Below are 23,122 nucleotides of genomic sequence, written 5' to 3' on the forward strand. Positions count from 1 at the left end.
TTAGCCATTTAAAAGTAAGTCGGAAATTGAGATTTTCTCCGTCTGTATCAGTCGGCCACACAGTAACAAATATTAGTATCTAACAAAGAGATAAACACATGGTTAAAGGACTAACAACGTTAAAAGTAATATTACCTTTGCTTTTATTGCTTAGTGCTTGCTCGGAAAAACCAGCAAGTACCGGCACTCAAACTGAAAATAATACGCAAAAGTCAGCAATAAAGCCTGTGGAAAAGCCAAGTATTGCTGTCATCCAAGGTAATAACAAAACTATCAAAGAAAAAAGTCAGCCAGATTATAGTGATCGAAAAGTTGAAGTTTTAGATATTGCTGAGCGCAGTTTTAATGGCGGCAATGCCATAGCAGTTACCTTCTCTGCACCGTTAAACCCCGAATTGAAACATGATGATTATTTTTCACTGACTGAAAAATCTGGTGCTAAGGTAGATGATAGTATTGTCTTGTCTAAAAATAACAAGGTGGTTTACTTTCCGTTTATTGAGCCTTCAAGCACATACAAACTAACGGTATATAAAGGTCTGAGCGCAAATAATGGCTCTACATTAAAAAAAGATACTTTTAAAGCAATAAAAACTCGTCAGATAATAGCCAGCTATAACTTTTCCAGTAAAGGCTCTTTTTTACCGTTAAAACAACATAACGGCTTACCTATTGAGTTAGTTAATATTAAAGCAGTTAATGTTGATTACTTTAAAGTGCCTGATGATCAAGTTGTGCAATTTCTAACTAATAAAAGCTCTTTTCAAAATAAAGTATACCGTTATTACGCACAACAGAGTATTAGCCGTGCAGAGCAAGTTTATTCGGCACGCTACCAGTTTAATGGGCAAAAAAATAAGCGGAGAACTTTTAATTTACCGATCCAAAATATTGAGGCTTTGTCCTCCGCGGGTATTTACCTCGCGGTAATGACTGAGCCAAACGATGTTTACAATGATATTTCAATGACTCATTTTATGGTGACCGATATAGGCATGCACGTACGTGTTTATAAAAACCAATTAGAAGTTGCTTTAAATAGTTTAACCAATCAAAAACCGCTTTCAGCAGTAAAAGTCACTTTATTAAATAATAACGGCAAACAAATAGACCAATTTAAAAGCTCACCCGATGGCTTGGGCACACTAAGAACGAAAACTGATGCTAGATATATAGTTGCTCAGTCAGGTGCCTCTTTTTCTGTCGTTTCTCTTACTGGGCCCGCATTGGATTTATCTGAATTCACCCTTGCACAACGTCCTTTTGTTTCCGATGAAATATTTGTTTATAGTGCTCGTGATCTATATCGTCCAGGTGAATCGGTTGATTTTAATGCCTTATTACGAGATCAAGATGGTCAACGCATTAAGGCAATAGCCCTGAAAGCAAACATTAAAGATCCCAGTGGTCAAACGGCTAAAGATTTTACTTGGCGCAGTAACAGCGATGGTTACTTTCATCAGCAATTTACTATACCAAAAGATGCAAAAACAGGAACTTGGCTGCTAGAAATTCGTAAACATAAACACATATTAGCGAGCTATAAATTTAAAGTTGAAGAATTTTTGCCCGAGCGTTTGAAGCTTACCTTTAACCAAGGCGAAACAGCTAAACTGTATCAACTTAATGACAAGCTAACCGTTAATGTCTTAGGTGAATACTTATATGGTGCGCCAGCATCGGGTAATCGCTTTGAATCACGTATTGTAATTACTCCCCAGCGTCAGCCTTTTGATGCATTAAAAGGTTTTCAGTTTGGTAATATTATTGAAAAAAACCTAAGCCAACAATATAAATTAGCCGATGTAAAACTAGACTCCCAAGGCAAAACAACAATCACCATAGAAAATCGCTGGGCTAAGGTTAAATCACCTGTGCAAGTAACGTTACAAGCAAGTTTATTTGAAACGGGTGGTCGAGCAATTTCAAGACGCCATCAAACAACCGTTATTTCGGGTAATATGCTCATTGGCATTAAACCTCATTTTAAAAATAACCCAGAGCACAATAGCCGAGTTACCTTTGATGTGGTTACCACAAATGCACAGGGTAAATTAACTAAAAACGCTGCCTTAGATGTTAAATTAGTCAGAGAAGACCGTCGTTATTTTTGGGAGTTTAACAATAGTGATGGCTGGCATTATCGTTGGTCAGACAGTGAATTTGTTGAATACAACAGTGCTGTCGATACCAATGCTAATAAAGCCAGTCAGTTAGACGTGCCCGTTGAATACGGCCGTTATCGTTTAGAAATTAGCGATGCGGCAACTAAAACAATGACCAGTGTACGATTTTTTGCCGGTCATGACTGGTATAGCTCATGGCGAAATAATCAATCATCATCGCAAGCCGCTCGTCCAGATAAAGTATCGCTCGCTTGGGATAAAGCTTCGTATAACGCAGGTGATGTTGCACAATTAAGCATAGTGCCACCAAAAGCAGGTGAAGCATTACTGCTGATAGAGTCGGACAAGCTGCTTTATTCACAGCGCATTTCCATACCTGCTGAGGGGCTTAATGTTGCGATAAACATTGATGAAAAATGGCAACGCCATGACATTTATGCCTCAATTGTGCATTTACAGTACGGCGATAATAAAAAACGCATTACCCCAACGCGCGCCATCGGTTTAATTCATTTACCACTTAACCGCGAGTCACGTAAGCTTGAGCTTGAGATAGAGTCTGCTAAGGAAATTTATCCTAACCAAAGCTACCAAGTTAAAGTAAAAGTGAATGGTCATGCTGATCAACAAGCTAAATTAACCTTAGCTATGGTTGATGTTGGCGTTTTAAGCCTAACCGATTTTGATACACCTGATGTTCACCAGTTCTTTTTTGAACCAAGACGTTTTCAAGTAGATAGCCGAGACTTGTATCAAAACTTAATTGACTTAAATGATGCGCCACTAGCGAAACAAAAATTTGGTGGCGATGCAGAATTAAGTCGCGGCGGTAAAAAAGCGCAAGCTGAAGTACAAATACTGTCACTCTTTAGTGGCTTAGTTGCTGTAGATAACAAGGGCTACGCAACTGTCGCTTTTGATATTCCTGACTTTAACGGCAGAGTACGCTTAATGGCGATCGCTTTTACCGATGATAAATTTGGCTCTGCGGAAAGTGAAATGACTATCGCTGCACCTATTGTTAGTCAAATAGCCATGCCGCGCTTTTTAGCAACCGGTGACCATTCAACCTTTGCCCTTGATTTACACAACTCCACCGAACAAACGCAAACATTAACCGTGGCTTTAACCACGACAGGCCCCGTTAGTCTCACTAGTGCTGATTCTAAAAGCAACTCGAAGAGTGATGCTACTGCCAACAATAGCCAAGAAATCACCTTAGCAGCCAAAGAAAAAACCACTTTGATCTACCCTGTTTCGGTTGGTAGCCAAGAAGGACGATCGAAAGTATCACTATCTGTACAAGGGGTTGAGGGCTATCCCATCGATAGAAACTGGCATATCGCCGTACGATCAGCCTATCCAGCATTAATTGAGTATAAAAATGCCACGTTAATTAAAGATCAATCTTTTAGTTTTAGCCCAAGTGATTACGCTCATTTAAAAGCAAATACTCTTGAGGCGGTGTTATCGGTAAATAATATGGTTGAATTTAACAGCCGCGAACAAATGAAACATTTACTAAAATATCCTTATGGCTGTTTAGAGCAATCGACCAGTTCAACCTACCCCTGGTTATATGCTAATAAAGAAATACTAGACTCCCTTGATTTAAAAAATACGTCTAATAAACATCGCTTGGAAAGCATTAACTATGGTTTATCACGCATTCAAGCCAAAGCATTGAAAAATGGTAGTTATGGTTTATGGAGCAATACCAGTCAAGAAGAGCATTGGTTAACTGCTTACGTCGGAGACTTTTTAACGGATGCTAAAGAACAAGGTATTGAAGTTAATCGCCAGCAATACCAAAAAACCATGGCTCGCTTAACGACTTATTTAAAAAATCAAAATGGTACTTATACCAACCGTTGGTCAGAATCAGTAAAACATTACGATTTTGCTTACCGTGCTTATGCGGGGTATGTGTTATCTCGACACAATAAAGCGTCATTAGCCAAGTTACGTGATCTGGCTAAACACAAAAGCAAAGATGCTGAAAGTCAGTTAGCTTTAATTCACTTAGCCTTAGCGCTTAAAAATCAAGGTGATGACGTTAACAGCCAAGCCATGTTTGATAAAGCTGTAGTGCTTGAACGTGGCACGAAATATTTAAGTGATTATGGTTCGGTTATTCGCGATAAGGCACTGATAATTCATTTATTAATTAAACATGAATATCAACTTGATTATGCCTTTGATACTGCTCTAGCACTTTCAAAAATACTTGCCGATAAAAAGTATTTAAGCACACAAGAGCGTAATGCACTTTTTCTTGCCAGCATATCTTTAGAGCAAGGCGAGCAAAAGGATTGGCAAGCGCTACTTAGCTTTAATCAAGCGAAATCAACGATAAAAAAAGCAGGTGCTTATACACAAAAATTATCGGCAACTGATTTACAGCAAGGGTTAAGCTTAACAAATAACTCTGCTGATCGTCTGTATGTTAACTTTGCTTATCAAGGTGTTAGTAAAACAAAACCGCAAGCAACAACGGGTGATTTGACCATTGAACGAGACTACTACGACAGCAAAGGTCAGCAGATAGATGCCAGTAAGTTAAAAGTTGGCGATATGGTATTAGTAGCTATTCGTGTTTATTCCGAGCGCCGAAGCCCGGACTTATTAGTGGTTGATTTATTACCTGCTGGTTTAGAATTAGAGAATCAGAATTTAAGCCACGCAATTAAACTCGACAGCATTATCTTTGATGGTAAACCCGCTAGTGAATGGCAAAAGAAAACCAATATATTACATCAAGAGTTTAGAGACGATCGTTATGTTGCTGCGATTGATGTCGGTTATAGAGGCACTAGTTACTTATTTTATTTAGCTCGCGCGGTAACACCAGGAAAATACCTAGTACCAGCCCCGTTAGTTGAAAACATGTATCAACCAGATAAAAACGCAGTGGGTGATACCCTAGATACCATTGAAATTACTAACCTATAAAATAAAGCAAGCGGCAGGCACTAAGCGATTTTGGCTCGGCACCATTATCGCTAGCATGTTGCTATTATTTTACTGCTTACATCTTGCCTACCCTCTTAATATTCCTAAAGCACAAAAGAGCTTTGCTCAAGTGGTTTATGCTGATGACGGTCGTGCGCTGCGTGCTTTTGCTGATAGCAATGGTATATGGCGCCAACAAGCTGACCTTAACTCGGTTTCACCACTTTATATTCAAGCGCTATTAACCTATGAAGACCAGTATTTTTGGTCGCATTTTGGCGTAAATCCAGTATCGTTATTGCGCGCTTTATATTTAAATTGGCGTTGTGGCTGTATCGTTTCTGGCGGTTCAACCCTTAGCATGCAAGTTGCGCGTATTTTACATCCTCATAGCCGCACTATCTCTGGAAAGTTAGTACAAATATTAAGGACACTGCAATTAGAGCTAAGCTTATCGAAAGAAGAAATTTTAACACTCTATTTAAACTATGCACCATTTGGCGGTACTGTTGAAGGTGTTGAAGCGGCAAGTCAGGCTTATTTAGGCAAATCAGCAAAGCAACTTAGCCATGCTGAAGCAGCATTGCTGGCCGTATTACCGCAAAGCCCATCAAAAATACGCCCTGACCGTTACCCACACAGAGCTGAAAAAGCACGTAACAAGGTACTAAAACGTTTAGCTAGTCAGCAGGTATGGTCAGCTGCAATAATAAAAAGTGCCCAGCAAGAACAAGTGTATGCGGCTAAGCCAAGCAGACCTAACTACGCGCCTTTGCTGGCAAGAAAATTGATACGAGAGTTTCCGCAACATAAAAAAATTAACAGCACCATAGATTATGATTTGCAGATCGGCCTTGAAGACCTATTAAAAAACTTTATTAGTAACCAGCCAGATAAAAGCTCCGCCGCAGTATTGGTAATTGATAATAAAAAAGGCACGGTAAAAGCTTATATTGGCTCCGCTGATTTTAATGATAAATCTCGCTTTAGTAATGTTGATATGATTAGCGCTATTCGCTCACCGGGTTCAACCTTAAAACCCTTTATATACGCCAGCGCGATTGATAAAGGCTTAATACATTCACATAGCTTGCTAAACGATAGCCCTCGTTATTATTCTGATTACAAACCAGAAAATTTTACTGGTCAGTTCAGCGGCCCGGTCAGTGTGCAAAGCGCCTTACAACGATCATTAAATGTACCTGCCGTACAGGTACTTGAGCATTTAGGCGCGCAAAATTTTTATAATCAATTAGCATCAGCGGGCATTAAATTAACTTTACCGAAAGCCGCAAAACCTAACTTATCTATTGCGCTAGGCGGTGCAGGCATTAGTTTATGGCAACTAGTTCAAGCTTTTTCAAGTCTGACTAATCAAGGAAAAGTATTATCTCCTCGTTATTATAATGAGCCCGTAGCTGCTGACAATCAAAGTGAAATTCAAAACAAAACGGCTGATTCACCACGTTATCTAATGAGTGACAGTGCCGCTTGGATTACTTATAAAATGCTTATTGATAACCCTAGGCCCAATGCTTTATTAAGTGAAAATATTCGCAGAACTACCAATGATATAGCTTGGAAAACGGGTACCAGTTATGGTTTTAGAGATGCATGGGCTATTGGCACAAGTGCAAAATATACCCTTGGTGTCTGGCTAGGACGCCCTGATGGCACTCCACAACCAGGTCACTATGGCGGCTTAACGGCAGCACCGCTGTTATTTAATGTCTCAGATGTCCTGCATCAAAATGATCATGTTTGGCTTAACAAGCCTGAAAAAGTTAGTACAACAGAAATCTGCTGGCCTCTGGGTAAAAGCAAAAAGCAGACCGCTGAAGATTTATGTCATGTTTCACACCAAGCATTTACCCTTGCAGGGTTAACCCCGAATTCATTAGCAGCGATTAATCATGATAAATGGCAAATGAACCCACAGCCTTATTGGCAAGAAACAGCAACGGGATTATTGACTGACTTTGCTTGCCCTGAAGAAAAAACCAAAAAGTATATGGCGTTGTGGCCAAAGTCACTTGAACCTTGGTTACCGAAAAAGTTCACCCGTGCGGCAATGTTACCGAAAAAAAGCCAACACTGTACCAAGCTCACGACACCAAACTTTGGCGATATTAAAATAATTGGCTTAGCGAAACACACTGAAATAATAAGTCTCAGTGTTAATAAACCACCGGTAATTAATTTTTCGGTTTTGGGCAGTAGCGGCCAGCTTGATTGGTATCACAATGGCAGTTTTGTAAAAAGCTTAGCCAGTAAACAAAGTTTTTTTTACGCAGCTAAGAGTTATGGTGAGCAGCAAATAGCGGTGATTGACTCACATGGTAACAGTGACATGATCACCTTTCAGGTAAGTGACGCTAGATAAGTTTGACTTCTCATTAAGTGATGATTTTCTCTTAGCTAAACCAAGCAATACTTCCCCCCGAAAAAATATGCTTTGCTAGCTCAAAGGATAGTATTTTGTCTTAATGGCATTAAACTACAATCTAGCTAACAATATTGAGAACTTGATGACTAACTCATTAAGCGTTCGATATGACGAATATGATAAGCTCCTATTAAACTGGCTAGTGGCATTTTTACTTTTTAGCTAGCTAAATACTTTAAAGCGCAGCTAAGGCATTAATAATGATTCTAGCCATAGATCAAGGCACTACCGGCACAACTATCAGAATTACCACGGCTCAAGGTCAGGAAGTTGGCGCGGCATATAATGAATTTCAACAATTCTACCCTAGGCCAACTTGGGTTGAACATGATGCCATGGAAATTTGGCAAGTTACTCAAGATAGTATCTTACAGGCATTAGAATCAGCTAAGTTAACCTCTGCTGATATCACTTGCATTGGCATTACCAATCAAAGGGAAACCACAGTTGTCTGGCATAAAAAGACGGGTAAGCCGGTATATAATGCCATTGTTTGGCAATGCCGGCGCTCAGCGGGGCTTTGTCAAAAAATAAAAACCTTGGGTAAAGCAGACTGGCTTCATCAAAAAACCGGCCTGATGCCTGATGCCTATTTTTGTGCCACTAAACTGCAATGGTTATTTAATGAAAAGCCAGAGTTAAAAGCCTTGGCAGAAAAGGATGAACTTGCTTTTGGCACCATAGATTCATGGCTGATGTGGCAACTAAGTCACGGTAAGGCGCATTGCACCGACCATAGCAATGCCTCGCGCACCATGCTTTATAATATTCACCAGCAACAATGGGATGATGAGCTGCTGGCGTTTTTTGATATTCCTAAGTCAATATTGCCAAGCATTAAAACCTCAGCAGGTTTATTCTGTCATAGTGCTGCCGATGGCTTTCTTGGCGCAGAAATTCCTATTACCGGTGTTGCTGGCGACCAACAGTCGGCTTTATTTGCTCAACAGTGTACCCAAGCGGGTATGATCAAAAACACCTATGGCACAGGTTGCTTTATGTTGATGTATACCGGTGACCAACCTTACTTATCTAATAAAGGTTTATTGACTACCATTGCTTGCGACAAAAATGGTCAGCCAGCTTATGCACTTGAAGGGGCTGTTTTTATCGCAGGAGCGGCGGTGCAATGGCTTAGAGATCAATTACAACTTATTGACCATGCCAGTGAAACTGAAACGTTAGCCTTAAGTGTCAGTGATAATAATGGTGTTTATTTCGTGCCGGCCTTTAGCGGCTTAGGCGCGCCACATTGGGATATGCAGGCGACAGGGGCGATAACAGGGTTAACTCAGGGCTGTACTAAAGCGCATATAGTTAGAGCCACGTTAGAAGCTATTGCTTTTCAAAGCTATGATCTGATGCAGTTGATGCAGCAAGAAAGTACTCTTAACATTGAGCAACTGAAAGTTGATGGCGGCGCCTGTGCCAATAATTTTCTACTGCAATTTCAAGCGGACTTATTGGGCGTCACCATTGAGCGACCAGCCAATATAGAATCAACCGTATTAGGCGCGACTATTTTAGCGGCTATGGGGCAAGGTATTTGGAACGCTGAAACTATACCAGCAAGTTTATATGGTGAAATAGACTCTTTTACCGGAAACATGCCGCAAGCTCAGGGGAAAACTTTACTTGCGGGTTGGCACAATGCCGTTAATAAGTGCCTTACTTCTGCTTTGAACTAATTCACTCTAAACGTTTTAGTTATCGTTGCTGGCTCGAAGCGGAAATTACCGCGAATTGTCGCCTTGAGTAAGCTACCTTTTGCTAAGCTACTGCTCACGGCGCCATTGTCTAAATCAATTTCATCATTACGGTTGCTCGACCACTCGATGCTGATACCTTCAATATCATATTTATCAAGATTTTTTGGTAAATTAAATGCTCCGCTGCGATAGTAAACGCCAGTCCTATTTTCCATTATTATGCCAGCGGTTAAAAATTGCTGTGCAGCACTAAGTGGCGAACCAATAATACTGTTTGTACTTAAATAGTTGATGGTATCAGCCCCGAAAAGGTAGGTGTCACCGGTAGTGTAAACCACCTTGTCAGAGAGCACTGCGACTTGCTCTATGGTGTTATCAAAGTCAGTAAGTATTGCTTTGACGGTAAAGTCATTGTTCTTGTGTTTAACCAAGCTTATATTTTTGTCATTTGCCACAACAGTCATTTTTGTTATAGCATTACTACTTAAAATACTTGGTGGATAAGGCAACACTAAACTCTTATTCAAGATAAGTTTATTATCAACAATATCTATAAAACTGAGCTCTTCTTGTGCAATATTGATGGCGGCAAGTTGTTTATCACCACTAAAGTGAACTTGACTGAGCTTTTGATTACCATACTGATAACTTGCTAATAATTTCATGTTATTGGTGTCAATTAGCGATAACTTACCACTTTCTGGTTCGGTATAAGCGAGTAACTCGCCATTGGGAGATAAGGCAATGTGCTCAAGTTCGATAAAGTCAGGCACCCGATAACCAAAGTCTGGTGCTAATGCTAGGCTCTCACCTGACAGGCGATATATTATATGGCCTAAGCCATCATCAAGTACTACCGCTAATAACTTACTGTCGATACTACTGGCCATGGTAACCATGGCATCGTTATAGCAACTGGCTTCACTATCAAAAATAGGTGGAATTACGGTAGGTACATTGATAACGGGGAGAGATGTAGATGCCGAAGTAAAGCCATCAATATGACTTGCTGTCAGACTCCTGCTCTTAGCTCTGGGTGTTTGCTCTTCATCATCTTTATTAGCCTGAACATTGGATAAAAATAAACCATGCTCACCGCTAGTATTACAAACATCCGTTATCCCAGATGCTGCTTTACTGGTTAATATAAAGAAGTTATTGCTATTAACATGCTGCTTTATTTTAGTGATATCCGTGCTGCGGGTTTGGTTTAAATAATCAAACCAATCAAAATCATCCTCATCACCATGGTCGTCGTCATCATCATGATGATCGTCGTGGTCATCATCATCCTTTGCTGAAGCAACACTTAGTTGACTGTACGCGCGCACCTGTGCATTTTTCTGCTTGCTTGCGGTACTGGTGTTTTTGCTTTTGGCCTGGTTCTCAATATTGGCATAAGCACCACTATTGGCATTTAAGCTAATTAATTTATTATTACTGGTTACTATAATGGCTCGTCCGGTAATAGGGTGTAAATCAAATTGACTAAACCTGACACTACTATCTTCATCAAGCAAATATGAATTACCTGTCACTAAGTTTGGATAAACGAGGGCATCAGCATGAAGTTGCGATGTTTGCACTGCAAGATTATTGCTATAAATCATCAAGTCAACCATAGCTGCAATAGGCAAATAGCGATTATCAGCAGTAATGGTTTGGGCTTTAATAATTGAGGCAATGATTTGGTTGCCTTCACTGATCGGGCCATCAAATTTATCTAACTTGCTAAAATCTATATTGAGTTTTTCAGTTAAGTAGGACTTAGCGTGATCTATGCTGCCATTTACTAGTGGGTTATACATAACTTCATTATTTATCAAGGTAGTAAATGGCGTTACTAATGTGCTACCTGCAATCGCAGAAAGGGTAAAGTCATCATATACAGCAAGAATCGGACTTTGATTTACTAACAACTCTTGTTCACTTGCTAACAGCTCAGCTTCACCAGTATCACATTGACCATTTAAATTACTGTCAATGCAACTGGACTTATTGGCACTGTATTTAGCTTGTTCATATTCTGGGATTAAAGCGTCATTATTATCAGTGTCACTGTTACAGCCAAATAACAAACTTACTATCATAATTTTAACTAAAAAAAAGTATTTTAAGTGCATGGAGAATTGGTCAACTAATGGGGGATTAGCCAAATTATCCCATTAGGTGATAATAAGATCAACAACCTTAATGATAATTATTTTTGTTTGCGTTATTTGTTTTCTCTAGGTAAAATAACCAAAAATTAACATTAATTAACCCTGTGAAGCATCATGTTAACAATTTATCGTAATTTTCAAACTTTTTTACAAGACCAACGCGGCGTTTCTGCCATTGAATACGCCGTATTAGCCGCCATTATTGTTGGTTTACTGGTGTCAGCATTTGGTGGTGATGAAGGCTTGAGTTCTATTATTGAGCAAACTTTTGAAACCATTAAAACTAAGATTACAGAACTTACTGCAGCAGAGTAATTAGCAAAGCTTGATGTTGAAAAGCTGAAGTTAAGCAATGCTTACCATTACCCTGTTCATCACTTGGCTTTATTACTTGTTAGCAGTGTTATTAGCTAGCGCAGTATATTTAGATTGGCGCTATCGGCAGTTGCCGAACTGGTTGTCTCTACTGGTGTTGTTTAGTGGGGTAGCAACTCTTCTCTTACAGCAAGCTCTTGCTAGCGCATCGTATGATGAATTAGGGCTGCGAATGTTAACTGCTTTGCTACTTATACTGGCAGCATTGCCGGTTTATTACTTAGGTGGTTTAGCTGCTGGCGATATCAAACTTATTGCTGCGCTATCTGTTTGGTTTGAATTTGAACAGCTCAAGACTTTTTTGCTGCTAACAACACTCATAGGCGGTTTTTTAGCGCTAATAATTATCTGCTACAACCTTTGTTTAACATTGCTTAGTTTCCGTTACCAAAGCAATAAAACAAAAATCACCACAGTTCCCTATGGCATAGCTATCTCACTTGGCACTGCCCTTGTTTTATTTTAATTACAGATTTAGGAGTGCTGGTTTCGATGTTTTCGACCAGAAATATAATTTATCTAACTTTTAGCATCGCGGTTATTGGTGTTATTGGTATTTACTTGCAGCTAAGTGGCACTAAAGCAATTAACACTGCAATAGCAAATGAAGCGCCGATTTCGGTATTAACACTTAATACCGACCTTGATGCCGGAAAAGCTATTTTAGCGCAATATTTTAGTTGGCAGTTAATCTCAGAGCAACAAGCACAAAATCTTGTTGGTTTAATTAAACGTCAAGATTTTAAATTGAAAAAATTTAAAGGTGCCATCAGTCGCTACCCACTAGCAAATGGCGATTATATTCGTCTTGATAGTTTAGTTTTGCCACATGACAGTGACTTTCTCACTACCTCGTTAGTTAAAGGTAAGCGTGCTATGGCCATTAAGGTTGATGCGCAATCAGCTATTGCTGGTTTAGTTAGCCCCGGAGATAGAGTTGATGTGATTTTTTATCACAAGTTAAAACGTAGTGAAGAACAAGATGTTTGGCAGATTAACGCCAGTGCCTCGGTAAGACAACTGGTTACTAATGTGCGTTTAATTGCCGTTGACCGACAACTCAATAAGCAAAAAGTTGCTGATGATGATAGTCGTAAGGGCAGTAAAATTAAATACGATGATCACAGTACTGTTACTTTAGAAGTAACGGTTAAGCAGGGGCAAAAACTAGCGATGGCACAACAACTGGGCCGCTTAAGTTTATTATTGCGTGGCTCATCAGGACAATATAGCCAACTTGCGGCCACTGAAGATAATAGCACCAATACTGTATTTTCCGATATTTTACCGCAATTTTACCAACACGCTCAGCGCGCACAGATGGTGTTAATGCAAGGCGAAAAACAGGTACTTAGTCATGCTAAAGAAAAGCAATCAGGAGATAAGTAAGATGACTGCTAAATCTTTTATTTGCCAAGTTAAATTGGCCTTAGCTAGTTTATTGTTCATTTATGCGGGGCAGAGCTTAGCTTTAGAATTAAGCATAAGTGAAGGTTATTTAATTAACTTACCCAGTAATGCCAAAACTATTTTTATTGCGAACCCTAATATTGCCAGCTATCAGGTACCTGCGGCGAATAAAATTTTTGTTTTTGGTCGTCAAGCGGGCAGCACTAATTTATATGCCCTTGATAATAGTGGCTCGGTTATTTTTTCAGAAAAAATAAAAGTGCAGCACAATATTAGTGAATTAAATTCGCAAGTTGCTGAACTATATCCACAAGCAAGAGTCGAGGCTATTTCAAATAATGGCCAATTATTGCTAAAGGGCACAGTGCCCTCAGCCATTATGGCCACGGCGGTCATTGAGTTAGCGCGCAGCTATATGGTTTCTGTCGATAATGAAGGTACTGGTGATGAACAAAAAAATGCCAGTGATAATAGCAATAACCAAGTGTTAGAGCCAATTAACCAGCTGTCGGTCACTTTACCCAATCAAGTCAATATCCGGGTACGTATTGCTGAAGTTGCTCGTACAGTTACTACCCAATTAGGTCTGCATCCAGGGGAAAACTTTTTAGGTATACAAAATGCCAATTGGAGTCAGGGCAGCTTGGAAAGTTCGAGCATGGATATCAATCAAGCGGTTGGTAAAGTCATTGGCGTTGATATCTTTGGAGGCTTAAATAAAATTTTCGGTCTAAAGCTTAACTCGCACAGCATAATGCTTGATGCCCTAGCAAAAGAGGGGGCGGCAAAAATATTAGCTGAGCCCAACTTAACCGCTATGTCTGGCGAAACAGCCACTTTTATGGCTGGTGGTGAATTCCCTATTCCGGTGAGTTTAACGCCAAATGGTCAAGTGGTTATCGAGTTTAAGCAATATGGCGTATTACTTAACATAACGCCAACAGTGCTAAGTGATAGGCGTATTAGTTTACAAATTGAACCGGAAGTCAGCAGCTTGGATCACAATAGTGCCCAGATTTTTAATGGTTTATCTGTACCTGGCATTAAGGTCAGACGTGCTAAAACCACCGTTGAGCTGGCCAGTGGCGAAAGCTTTATGCTGGCAGGGTTACTGATGAATGATGAAAGTAATAGTGTTAGTAAATTTCCTTTCCTGGGTGATATCCCCATACTTGGCGCCTTGTTTCGCTCAACTAGCTATAACCGCAACGAAACTGAGTTAGTGATTATTGCCGAAGCCTATGTGGTGGAGCCATCGCGCGAAAAGAATTTGGCCCTGCCAACAGATTTTTATACCCCGTACAGTGATCTAGAGCGTTTATTTAATGTCTCTTGGCAACAAGATGCGCTGGTACCGGATTTACCGGTTAATGACAAGCAACCTAGGCTGCTTGGCGATAACGGCTTTTACTATTGATAGCTACAACAAACGCTGTAACCGCAGCAACAAGAAGATATTTTATGTTATTCCAGACCCCCTTAATGATATTCACAGTTATGCTACTAACTGGCTGTAGTTATACCCTTAGCCAATACACGGATGTGCCAGTAGCAGCCAAAGCCGTAGCGATAGAGCTAGAACTTGTAAATGCTCAGCTTGAACTCGCGCCATTAGCTCAAACGCTTAGTGGCCAACAACAAGCGACATTGCACAAATTTATTGCCTTGCAAGGCAATAGCTACCCACAGCGAGTCATAGTTACTGCTAATGAGCAGTTAATTACTCGCCACCAAGAAAAATTACGTCAATTGTTATTAACGCTGGGTATACAGGCAACTAATATTGCTTTTCGTTATAGCGACAAATCTGCTAATAGCTTAATTATTACTAGTGAGTATTTTCGCGCTATTGCGCCAGCATGTCATCGTACTAGTTATGCTGATTTAGGCTGCGCTAGCAGTCGCAACCTCGCCATGATGGTTGCCGATCCAGTGCAATTAATACGCGGTGCTAGCTTAGCGCCAATGGACGGGGTTAAAGCTACGGAGGCGATTAAACGTTATCGTCACCCCACTGAAGCGCCAAAAAGCGAAACCCTAGTTAATTTGACCAAGGTGAAGTAATGACGACTTCAGTAATCAATGCCCCGAAAAGCCTTACTCTGCAGAATAGTCAGCACAAAAGTCAGCAACAAGCGGCTAGCTTACTTGCTTTTGTTACCGATAAAAGCAATGAGCTGTTATTGAATAAAGTATTCAGTAATTTTTCAACCTCTATGCAAAGCCTTAATTCGGGCACACCGGAAAGCGATGGCGGTATCACTAAGGCTATTAATGGCAATATAGACTATGCCATCAACTATTTGCGTGATAATCAATCACCGAAAATTCTTATTGTCGACATAGATGAAGAAGAGCAAGTCATTAGCTCAATAAACGCACTCGCTCACGTATGCGAGCCTGGTACACGTGTATTGGTCATTGGTAGCAGTGACAATGTCGACTTGTATCGTGAACTGAAAAATATGGGTATTGATGATTATTTATGTAAGCCACTAAATCAATCATTGTTGTTGCATGTTTTAGGGCGAGCAACAGGCAAGGTGCACCAAACTGCTAGGGTCGGCAGTGGCAAAAGTATCGCGATTGCCGGCTGTAGTGGTGGTGTAGGGGTTTCTACCATAGCGGCAAATTTAGCTAGAGCATTTGCTAATCATGGCTCTAAAACGTTAGTGACAGATCTTAATTGTTACGGCGGTGATATCGACTTATTACTCAATGCCAGTACCCATGCTGGTGTTGGTTTGGTGACCTTGCTTAATGAACAGAAAAGTATTGATAAGTTATTGATAGAAAGATCTTGTTTGCAAATAGCACCGCGTTTGTATTTATTGAAATCTCTAGGGCAAAAGTATCATTTTGACAGCCAAAACTATCAGAAATTAGCGCAAGTGTTGGCGGAAGAGTTTAACTATCTGGTCTGGGATTTACCGGCACATTTACTCAATGAGCCAGGCATTGCCGACACCTTGTTTAATGCCGATGTACAAGTGATAGTTTGTAGTCCCACTTTAGCAAGTTTGCGTCAGTGTAAAGCTTTATTAACTCAACTGGGCCAGCAAAGGTATGCACAGCGGACTTTATTGGTGTTAAACCTATTGCACGGCAATAGCGAGCATAGTTTATCGCAAACCATGTTAGAGCAGCACCTAGAACGCAGTTTTGATCATGTACTACCTTATGCGCCGAAAAAGGTGTTGAAAGCGGCAGAGCTGGGTGAGTCGCTATTAAGTGAGGTTCATGGGGTTGGTCGAAGTTTATTGGCACTAAGCAATGATATTTTAGGTGTTAGCCAACAAGCTAATAACTCGTTATTGGCACGCTTTATACCTTTGCGTAGCTGGTATAAAAAAGCCAGAGGTAAAGCCTAATGTTTGGTCGTAAGGTGAGTGAACCTGATAATCAATCCGCTTGCCAGCCTGATAGCGAGGCAGTAACAGCAGCTAAAACTGATACTGTATTAACAACCGAGCTTCCACAGCTCAGTCGCCAAGTTTTGTCGGCCAATACTCAGGAAGGTATTCAGCAAGGAATTCAACAAAGTCAGCATGATAACAGCAGCGAGGATGTTGAGTTAGATGCACAAGTATATCAAGTGATCCGTGAGCAAATTTTTGCCAGCATAGATCCCTCAGTGGCAACCAAGTTAAAACAAGATGAACTTGCCGAGCGAATTTTACAAGCGGTGACATCCATCGCCAATCAGCAGCGCTTGCCATTAACTTTTCAAGCGCAGCAGCAAATAGCGCAACTATTATTAGCCGATATGATCGGTTTAGGCCCGCTACAGGCATTGCTTGATGATGACAGTGTTAATGATATTTTGATTAATGGCTTTGATAAAGTTTATGTTGAGCGTGGTGGTAAGTTATCACTAACTAAAGCAAAATTTCGAGATGAAAACCATTTATTGCATGTTGCGCGTCGTATCGCCTCGGCGGTTGGGCGTCGTATCGATGAAAGTAAACCTATGGTTGATGCTAGGTTAGCCGATGGCAGTCGGGTCAATATTGTTATTCCACCGCTAAGTTTATCTGGTACCACTATTTCAATCAGAAAATTCTCCACCATGGGTTTACAGTTAGAACACCTAGCCGAAAAAGGTGCTATGTCTGCTGGCATGGTCACTTTTTTGAAAATCATCAGCCATTGTCGACTAAATATCTTAGTTTCTGGTGGTACCGGTGCCGGTAAAACCACGTTGCTAAATGCCTTGTCTTATCAAATAGATGAGCAAGAGCGTATTGTTACCATCGAAGATGCGGCCGAGTTAAAATTGCAACAAGCCCATGTGGTTACCCTGGAAAGCCGTCCGGCTACTTTAGAGGGTGGCGCAGAAATATCGCTAAGAGACTTGCTTAAAAATGCTCTGCGCATGCGACCAGATCGCATCATCATAGGTGAAGTGCGCGGTGAAGAGGCCTTTGAAATGATGCAGGCAATGAATACCGGTCATGATGGCTCTATGTCTACCTTACATGCTAACTCTGCCCGTGACGCCTTAATTCGATTAGAAAATATGCTGCTGATGGGACAAGTTAATTTACCGCCGTTAGCACTTAAAAGGCAGATGAATTCAGCCATTGATATTATTATGCATATTGAACGTATGCGTGATGGCAAGCGCCGTATCACCAGTATTTGTGAGTTGGTTGGCATCGAAGGTGATAACCTCTTAGTGCAAGATTTATTTAGCTACAAGTTCAGCCATGAATTAAGCAATGGTGAACTAGATGGTGAATTTATTAGCCATAAAATACAGCCTTATTGTCTGGATAAAGTTCGCTACTTTGGCCTTGAGTCACAACTATTAAAGTCAATGGGATTGTCATGATATTGTTGTTGCTGACTTTTATTTTTTTAGCACTAACTTGTGTCTTTTATTGGCTTAAATACCAACAAGAGCAGCGTTTACATGCAACCCGTATCAAACGCTACCTTAATTTAGCTACGGAAAAGCCTAGTGGTAGCGCTGAGTTATTATTATTCAAAAAAAATAGCCAATACCAAGGCTGGCGGTTGTGGTTATATAGTAACCAACAAAGGTTTGTTGCTGTGATGCCAATGAAATTAGCGAGGCGCCTTGGCTTGGTTGCCGCTTTGTTGGCGCCTGTTTTATGGTGGAGCACCTCTGTATTGCCAATTTACGGACAATTGTTCGTTCTTATTAGCGTTTACCTTAGCGCAAGTCTATTTATTGTCCGCTGGTTACAACACCGGAAATTACAACGCTTTGAAGCTGACTTTCCCACGGCTATTGCCAGTATTAGCCGCGCGGTAAGTGCTGGCGTATCGGTGCCCGCAGCCATTGCTCATGTAAGCCAAGAAATGGCTGGTCCTGTCGGGGAGACCTTTACCCGTATCAATGATTTATTAGCCATAGGTACTTCATTGGAGCAGGCATTACAAGATGCCGCTTTGCGGATACAACTTGCCAGTTTTAAGTTTTTTACCGTGACCTTGTTATTAAATCAACATGCGGGTGGTCAGTTGTCGCAAATATTAAGGCAACTGATGGAGAACTTGCATCAACGTAAAGCCTTGCAACAAAAGGTTTTAGCCATGACCGCTGAACCGCGCACCTCAGCAAAAATTATTGCGCTAATGCCGCCTATGTTTCTCCTGTTATTTTGGTTCCAAGCCCGATATATTTTTGATTATTTGTTTTCTGACGAACGTGGGCAAGTGATAGCAATTTATTCCTTTATCAGCATAGTTTTAGGGCTTTATATCATAGCAAAAATGAGTAAAGTCGATGAGTAGAGGCCTTAATTTTGGATGATTTATGGATGCTGATCAGTGTATTTCTTTTTATTAGCGGTAGTAGTTTAACCTTACTGCTGGCCAAAAAAGCCTTGCGTGAAGAGCTGCAGCAAGAACGATTACAACGGCATATTCACAACACAGTACAAATTTCTGCCAGTGGCGAAGCACTTTTTACCACTAAACAAGAGGTGCATTGGTTAAAAAAAGAAACCGTAAAATTGCAAGCTGCGCTTCATGGCGCTGGTTTCTTTCAGCCTAAGGCGCTGGCGTACTTATTATTAACAAAACTGCTATGTGCGCTATTGGCATTTTTATTGGCTTGGTTATTTTTGGGCTACGAAGCGAGCGCAGGCAGTAGCAAGTTATGGTTATTTGCCGGTATGGCTTTTATTGCCAACTTAATCCCAGATTACTATTTAGAGCAAGTACAAAAGCGCAATCAAGCAGAAATAGTTAAAGCTTTGCCGGATAGTTTAGCTTTGTTAGTTATCTGCTTAGAGTCGGGAGCCACCCTCGAACGTGCCCTGACTATTGTCAGTGAGCAATTAGTGGATGTTTATCCTCAACTTTCTAAGCAGTGGCAATTGACCTTGGCACAAATGAAAATTGATCCAGATAAAAAAGTAGCCTTAATAGCATTAGCAGAGCGTAACCAATCAGAAGAAATTAACGCCTTAGTCACGGTCTTGATTCAAGCCGAACGTTTTGGCTCACCGTTGGCACAAACCTTACGCAATTTTTCTGATGAAATTAGAGAGTTGCGTAAGCTAAAGTTGGAAGAAAATATCGCCAAACTCAGCGCTAAAATCACCTTACCTATGCTGTTACTGGTATTTTTTCCCTTGTTACTTATTTTAGTTGCGCCGCAAGTTGCGCTGTTAACGGATGCACTCAAAGGAATGCAATAGTGAATAAAAAATCCATAGTTAAGCAAATGAAAGCCACTCTTTTACTGCTGAATTTTATCATGCTTGTTGTACTCAGCGGCTGTCAAACGCCAGTACCTGAAATAAAAGCTGAATTATCAGAAACCACCTTAGCAAATATTGCTTTGCAAAGTGGTGATATGCGCAGCGCCATTGCCTTGTATCAAAAGCTATTGGTTAGCGCAGATAGACAAGCAAGTGAAGACTATAGTGCTAGCGCTGAAGAAACGGTGGAAAAAATTGATGTTTTATTGTCTTTAGCTTCAGCGTATCGCGGTATTGAGCAAAATGAGTTGGCGGTACATTACCTCAAACAAGTCACCGTACTGTCGACCAACAACTTAGCAGCATGGCGTCAACTGGGCTTAAATTATTTAGATCAACAAGACTACCAATCAGCTGAGCAGGCATTTAGCCAAGCAATTACCATTAATGCTTTTGATATCACCAGCCTCAATGGTTTGGGGGTCAGTTATAGTTGGCAGCATTCTTACCAATCAGCTCATCAATACTTAATGCAAGCACTGGCGTTATCACCTGGCAGTTTAGAGTTTAAAAATAACTTGGCCTTAAATCATATTTTGCGTGAGCAATATTTAGCGGCAATAAAATTATTATTACCCTTATATCGCCAACAGCGTAGTAGTGAAAAAATGCGTAATAACTTGGCCTTTGCTTTAACCCTTAATGGCAATAAAAACCAAGCAAAACGGGTTTTATCTAAAGATTATAACCAAGAGCAAATAGAGCAGAACATAAAATATTATCTGCAATTTAGTCATGCCAGCAAGCTTAATTTAATCACGGAGCAAGACCTTGGTTAATGTGAGTATGGGCAGTTGGCAAGATGGTCAACATAAATGCACTAAACAATATAAACAATATAAACAACGGGGCAGCATGATGGTGGAAGTCGCTTTTTTACTGCCAGTATTTTTATTCATTGTCTTTAGTGCTTTAGAGCTAGCGCGCGGCCTTATCATTTATGCCAGCCTTAATCATGTGCTGAGCGAAGCGGCTCGACAGGTAAAATTATCTACTGCCTCGGGCGCGAATTACCAAAGCCTGCTGTTAGATGAAATGACAACTAATCCTGCCTCATTATTAGACAGCAATAAACTGGTGGTTGAACAGGCGAAATTTTATAGCTCACCAGAGAAACTTGCCGATCAAGAGCCAAACGATAGTGCCGTAGACAGCAATGGTCTGCTGGCGAAATACACAGTCAGCTATCAAGTGACTTTGCTTAGCCCTTGGCTGCAAAATTTGTTTCCTTTTCGTGCGGAAATATTGGTGAAACATGAGCCTGAGCTTGAAGATGAAGCATAATATGCGTGTTAACACTATATCTAACCATCATGGTTTAGCTCAGCAACAAGGCGTTGTGCTGGTTGAGTTTCTTGCAGTACTGCCCTTTTTATTGATGATAGTTTTATTGACCTTTGATTTAACCAGTTATGTGCAAAAGCAGGGTAAGCTTGAGCGCTTAAGTTATAGCTTGGCGACCATTATTAGTCACAGAGAGCAATATTACTCTGAGCTTTCAAGCTCAGGCGAAAAAGTAGTACTGCCACTTAGCCAAGAGCAAGTCACACAATTAACGCGCATTGCCCGCAATGAATTATCCCAAGACGATATCGCGGTGCGGGTTTATGAGTTTAATAATTACCATACCGGTAATGGCGGCGATCCTATTATTTTTAGTCATGGTAGTGGTGGTTGTGCTTGGCGCAGCGCCGGTGCCGTTGCCGAAAGTTTACCGCAAGCAAGTAATGGCAAAGAAGAGCCGGGACTTTTCATGGTACAGCTTTGCCAAGACATAAATGGCACAAGTTTATTTGCCAAGTTCAGCGACTCCAGTGATTTTAGTCATTTATATGCCCGTTCAGTGATGGTGAAAAGGGAGAAACGACATGATGACTAACAGGATGAAAGTCCTACCTTACCGGGTTGACTCTCTAAAAAAACAGCAAGGTATGATTTTTGTTGCCGCATTATTGGTTACCTTGCCGTTAATCGCTTTAGGCGCAATGGCCATTACCGTATCTTTTATTTTTGCTAAACAAATACAGCTTGGCAATGCCAGTGAAGTTGCCAGCATGTATATCGCCATACGTGACGCCTCACATGAAGATAAGCAAACCGGCTCTGATTTATCGGCAGCAACAGCAATTATCAAGCAATTTAATGGTTTAGCTGATATCGGCACTGATAGTGTGCATATGAATGAAGATAATGGCATTTATCAGTTGAGTATAAGTAGTGAGTCTGAATATTTCTTACTGGGCGATCAAGGAGTCATAAGTATAAAAGGTTCAACAAATCTTGTAAGTGGCATTAACCAACATAACCTAGAACTCAGTATTATTATGGATTACTCCGGCTCTATGTACGGAGAAACCGATGAAATGCAAGCTACGCTGGCGCAATTAACCGATTTACTCACCATAAAAGATGGCAGCTACCAACAAGCAAAAATTGCCATTACGCCTTTTAGTGATGGCATTACCCTCTCATTGACCAATGATTACTATGAGCAGTCGAATCACTGTTTCGAATACTTGACCAGTAGTGGTAGTGACATCTGGAATCCAAATTATCCTTGGATTAGCCAGTACCTAGATTATGCCCAATTACAGCAAACAGTTGATGTCAGTTTAGAAGAAGAGAGCACCGACTCAGGTTGCTCCGGTCCCAATGCTAAGCGAATTTTGTTAACCGATAACAGGCAAAAAATAGACCGAGCTATTGTCGATGCAGGCAAAAGCAATGCACCAAGTGGCGGCACCAGTATAGATCAAGGTCTGTTATGGGGCTTGCGTATGTTAACGCCACAGTGGCAAGAATATCAAGAATTCTCCGATGAAGAGTTACCGAGCGAATTTAACCTTGTAGGTACAGAGAAAGTTGTATTGCTCATTTCTGATGGTGACCCAGGCGGCCGTACTCCTTGGTGTAAGTTAATTGAGCAAGAGAGCAGTTACTCTGCGGGCGGCTATGATATTTGTCGTTTAGATAAACTACCGCTGTGCAGTTATATCAAGGAGACCCTTGGTGTACGTATAGTCTCCTTGTATTTTCCTAATAGTTACAACGACCAAGAAGCTGAGCAGCGTATGCGTTACTGCGCCAGTGACAACTCTTTTTATACCGCAAATTACGCCAGTGATTTAAAAGGCGTATTTAAAGAAATTATTGATAAATTAAATGACGAACGCACCTTAGTGCTAACCCCTTAATGAGGCCCCAG

Annotated in this window: 17 protein-coding genes; 16 read left to right on the forward strand and 1 reads right to left on the reverse strand. The window is 40.7% G+C overall.

Annotated features, from left to right (window positions below):
* The first annotated feature begins 98 nt into the window (after positions 1–98).
* The 3 genes from HRT55_RS06360 to glpK all read left to right on the forward strand — a co-directional run bounded on the left by HRT55_RS06360 (position 99) and on the right by glpK (position 9,212).
* Positions 99–5,078 carry an alpha-2-macroglobulin gene (locus tag HRT55_RS06360; RefSeq protein WP_291619748.1) on the forward strand — a complete coding sequence of 1,660 codons (4,980 nt, stop codon included), beginning with the start codon at positions 99–101 and terminating at the stop codon, positions 5,076–5,078.
* On the forward strand, positions 5,059–7,461 hold the full coding sequence (gene pbpC, locus HRT55_RS06365; RefSeq protein ID WP_291619749.1) for a penicillin-binding protein 1C: 2,403 nt from the start codon (positions 5,059–5,061) through the stop codon (positions 7,459–7,461). The genes HRT55_RS06360 and pbpC overlap by 20 nt, the downstream gene beginning before the upstream one ends.
* A gap of 263 nt (positions 7,462–7,724) precedes the next feature.
* Positions 7,725–9,212: a glycerol kinase GlpK gene (gene glpK, locus HRT55_RS06370; protein WP_291619750.1), complete on the forward strand. Its 1,488-nt coding sequence runs from the start codon at positions 7,725–7,727 to the stop codon at positions 9,210–9,212.
* Here the strand turns inward: glpK and HRT55_RS06375 are convergent.
* Positions 9,209–11,323: a hypothetical protein gene (locus HRT55_RS06375; RefSeq protein WP_291619751.1), complete on the reverse strand. Its 2,115-nt coding sequence runs from the start codon at positions 11,321–11,323 to the stop codon at positions 9,209–9,211. The genes glpK and HRT55_RS06375 overlap by 4 nt on opposite strands.
* 186 nt (positions 11,324–11,509) lie before the next feature.
* Here HRT55_RS06375 and HRT55_RS06380 point away from each other — a divergent pair, with 186 nt between their 5' ends.
* Genes HRT55_RS06380 through HRT55_RS06440 form a run of 13 tightly spaced genes read left to right on the forward strand, consistent with a single transcriptional unit; the run spans position 11,510 to position 23,111 of the window.
* Positions 11,510–11,710, forward strand: a complete 201-nt coding sequence (locus HRT55_RS06380) for a Flp family type IVb pilin (RefSeq protein ID WP_291613057.1) — start codon at positions 11,510–11,512, stop codon at positions 11,708–11,710.
* A 37-nt stretch (positions 11,711–11,747) separates the two neighbouring features.
* Positions 11,748–12,236, forward strand: a complete 489-nt coding sequence (locus HRT55_RS06385) for a prepilin peptidase (protein ID WP_291619752.1) — start codon at positions 11,748–11,750, stop codon at positions 12,234–12,236.
* Between the two features lie 26 nt (positions 12,237–12,262).
* Positions 12,263–13,159, forward strand: coding sequence for a Flp pilus assembly protein CpaB (gene cpaB / locus HRT55_RS06390; RefSeq protein ID WP_291619753.1), 897 nt, complete (start codon positions 12,263–12,265; stop codon positions 13,157–13,159).
* A gap of 1 nt (position 13,160) precedes the next feature.
* On the forward strand, positions 13,161–14,597 hold the full coding sequence (locus tag HRT55_RS06395; protein ID WP_291619754.1) for a type II and III secretion system protein family protein: 1,437 nt from the start codon (positions 13,161–13,163) through the stop codon (positions 14,595–14,597).
* A gap of 44 nt (positions 14,598–14,641) precedes the next feature.
* Entirely contained in the window at positions 14,642–15,244 is a 603-nt protein-coding gene (locus HRT55_RS06400) for a CpaD family pilus assembly lipoprotein (protein WP_291619755.1), read from the forward strand.
* Positions 15,244–16,551, forward strand: a complete 1,308-nt coding sequence (locus HRT55_RS06405) for an AAA family ATPase (protein WP_291619757.1) — start codon at positions 15,244–15,246, stop codon at positions 16,549–16,551. The genes HRT55_RS06400 and HRT55_RS06405 overlap by 1 nt, the downstream gene beginning before the upstream one ends.
* Positions 16,551–18,014, forward strand: a complete 1,464-nt coding sequence (locus HRT55_RS06410) for a CpaF family protein (protein ID WP_291619758.1) — start codon at positions 16,551–16,553, stop codon at positions 18,012–18,014. Before HRT55_RS06405 ends, HRT55_RS06410 begins: the two co-directional genes overlap by 1 nt.
* Complete coding sequence (locus tag HRT55_RS06415) at positions 18,011–18,943, forward strand: type II secretion system F family protein (RefSeq protein ID WP_291613072.1); 933 nt, start codon at positions 18,011–18,013, stop codon at positions 18,941–18,943. Before HRT55_RS06410 ends, HRT55_RS06415 begins: the two co-directional genes overlap by 4 nt.
* Before the next feature lie 11 nt (positions 18,944–18,954).
* The gene (locus HRT55_RS06420) at positions 18,955–19,854 is read left to right on the forward strand and encodes a type II secretion system F family protein (protein ID WP_291619761.1); all 900 of its coding nucleotides are present in this window, start codon (positions 18,955–18,957) and stop codon (positions 19,852–19,854) included.
* A complete protein-coding gene (locus HRT55_RS06425) occupies positions 19,854–20,696 on the forward strand; it encodes a tetratricopeptide repeat protein (protein WP_291619763.1) in 843 nt (280 codons plus the stop codon). Before HRT55_RS06420 ends, HRT55_RS06425 begins: the two co-directional genes overlap by 1 nt.
* A 1-nt stretch (position 20,697) precedes the next feature.
* The gene (locus HRT55_RS06430; RefSeq protein WP_291620441.1) at positions 20,698–21,201 is read left to right on the forward strand and encodes a TadE/TadG family type IV pilus assembly protein; all 504 of its coding nucleotides are present in this window, start codon (positions 20,698–20,700) and stop codon (positions 21,199–21,201) included.
* Positions 21,191–21,796 carry a tight adherence pilus pseudopilin TadF gene (gene tadF / locus HRT55_RS06435; RefSeq protein WP_291619765.1) on the forward strand — a complete coding sequence of 202 codons (606 nt, stop codon included), beginning with the start codon at positions 21,191–21,193 and terminating at the stop codon, positions 21,794–21,796. The genes HRT55_RS06430 and tadF overlap by 11 nt, the downstream gene beginning before the upstream one ends.
* Complete coding sequence (locus tag HRT55_RS06440) at positions 21,786–23,111, forward strand: hypothetical protein (protein WP_291619767.1); 1,326 nt, start codon at positions 21,786–21,788, stop codon at positions 23,109–23,111. The genes tadF and HRT55_RS06440 overlap by 11 nt, the downstream gene beginning before the upstream one ends.
* Positions 23,112–23,122 lie beyond the last annotated feature (11 nt).

It is taken from the genome of Colwellia sp. (assembly GCF_013214175.1).
GTDB lineage: Bacteria > Pseudomonadota > Gammaproteobacteria > Enterobacterales > Alteromonadaceae > Colwellia.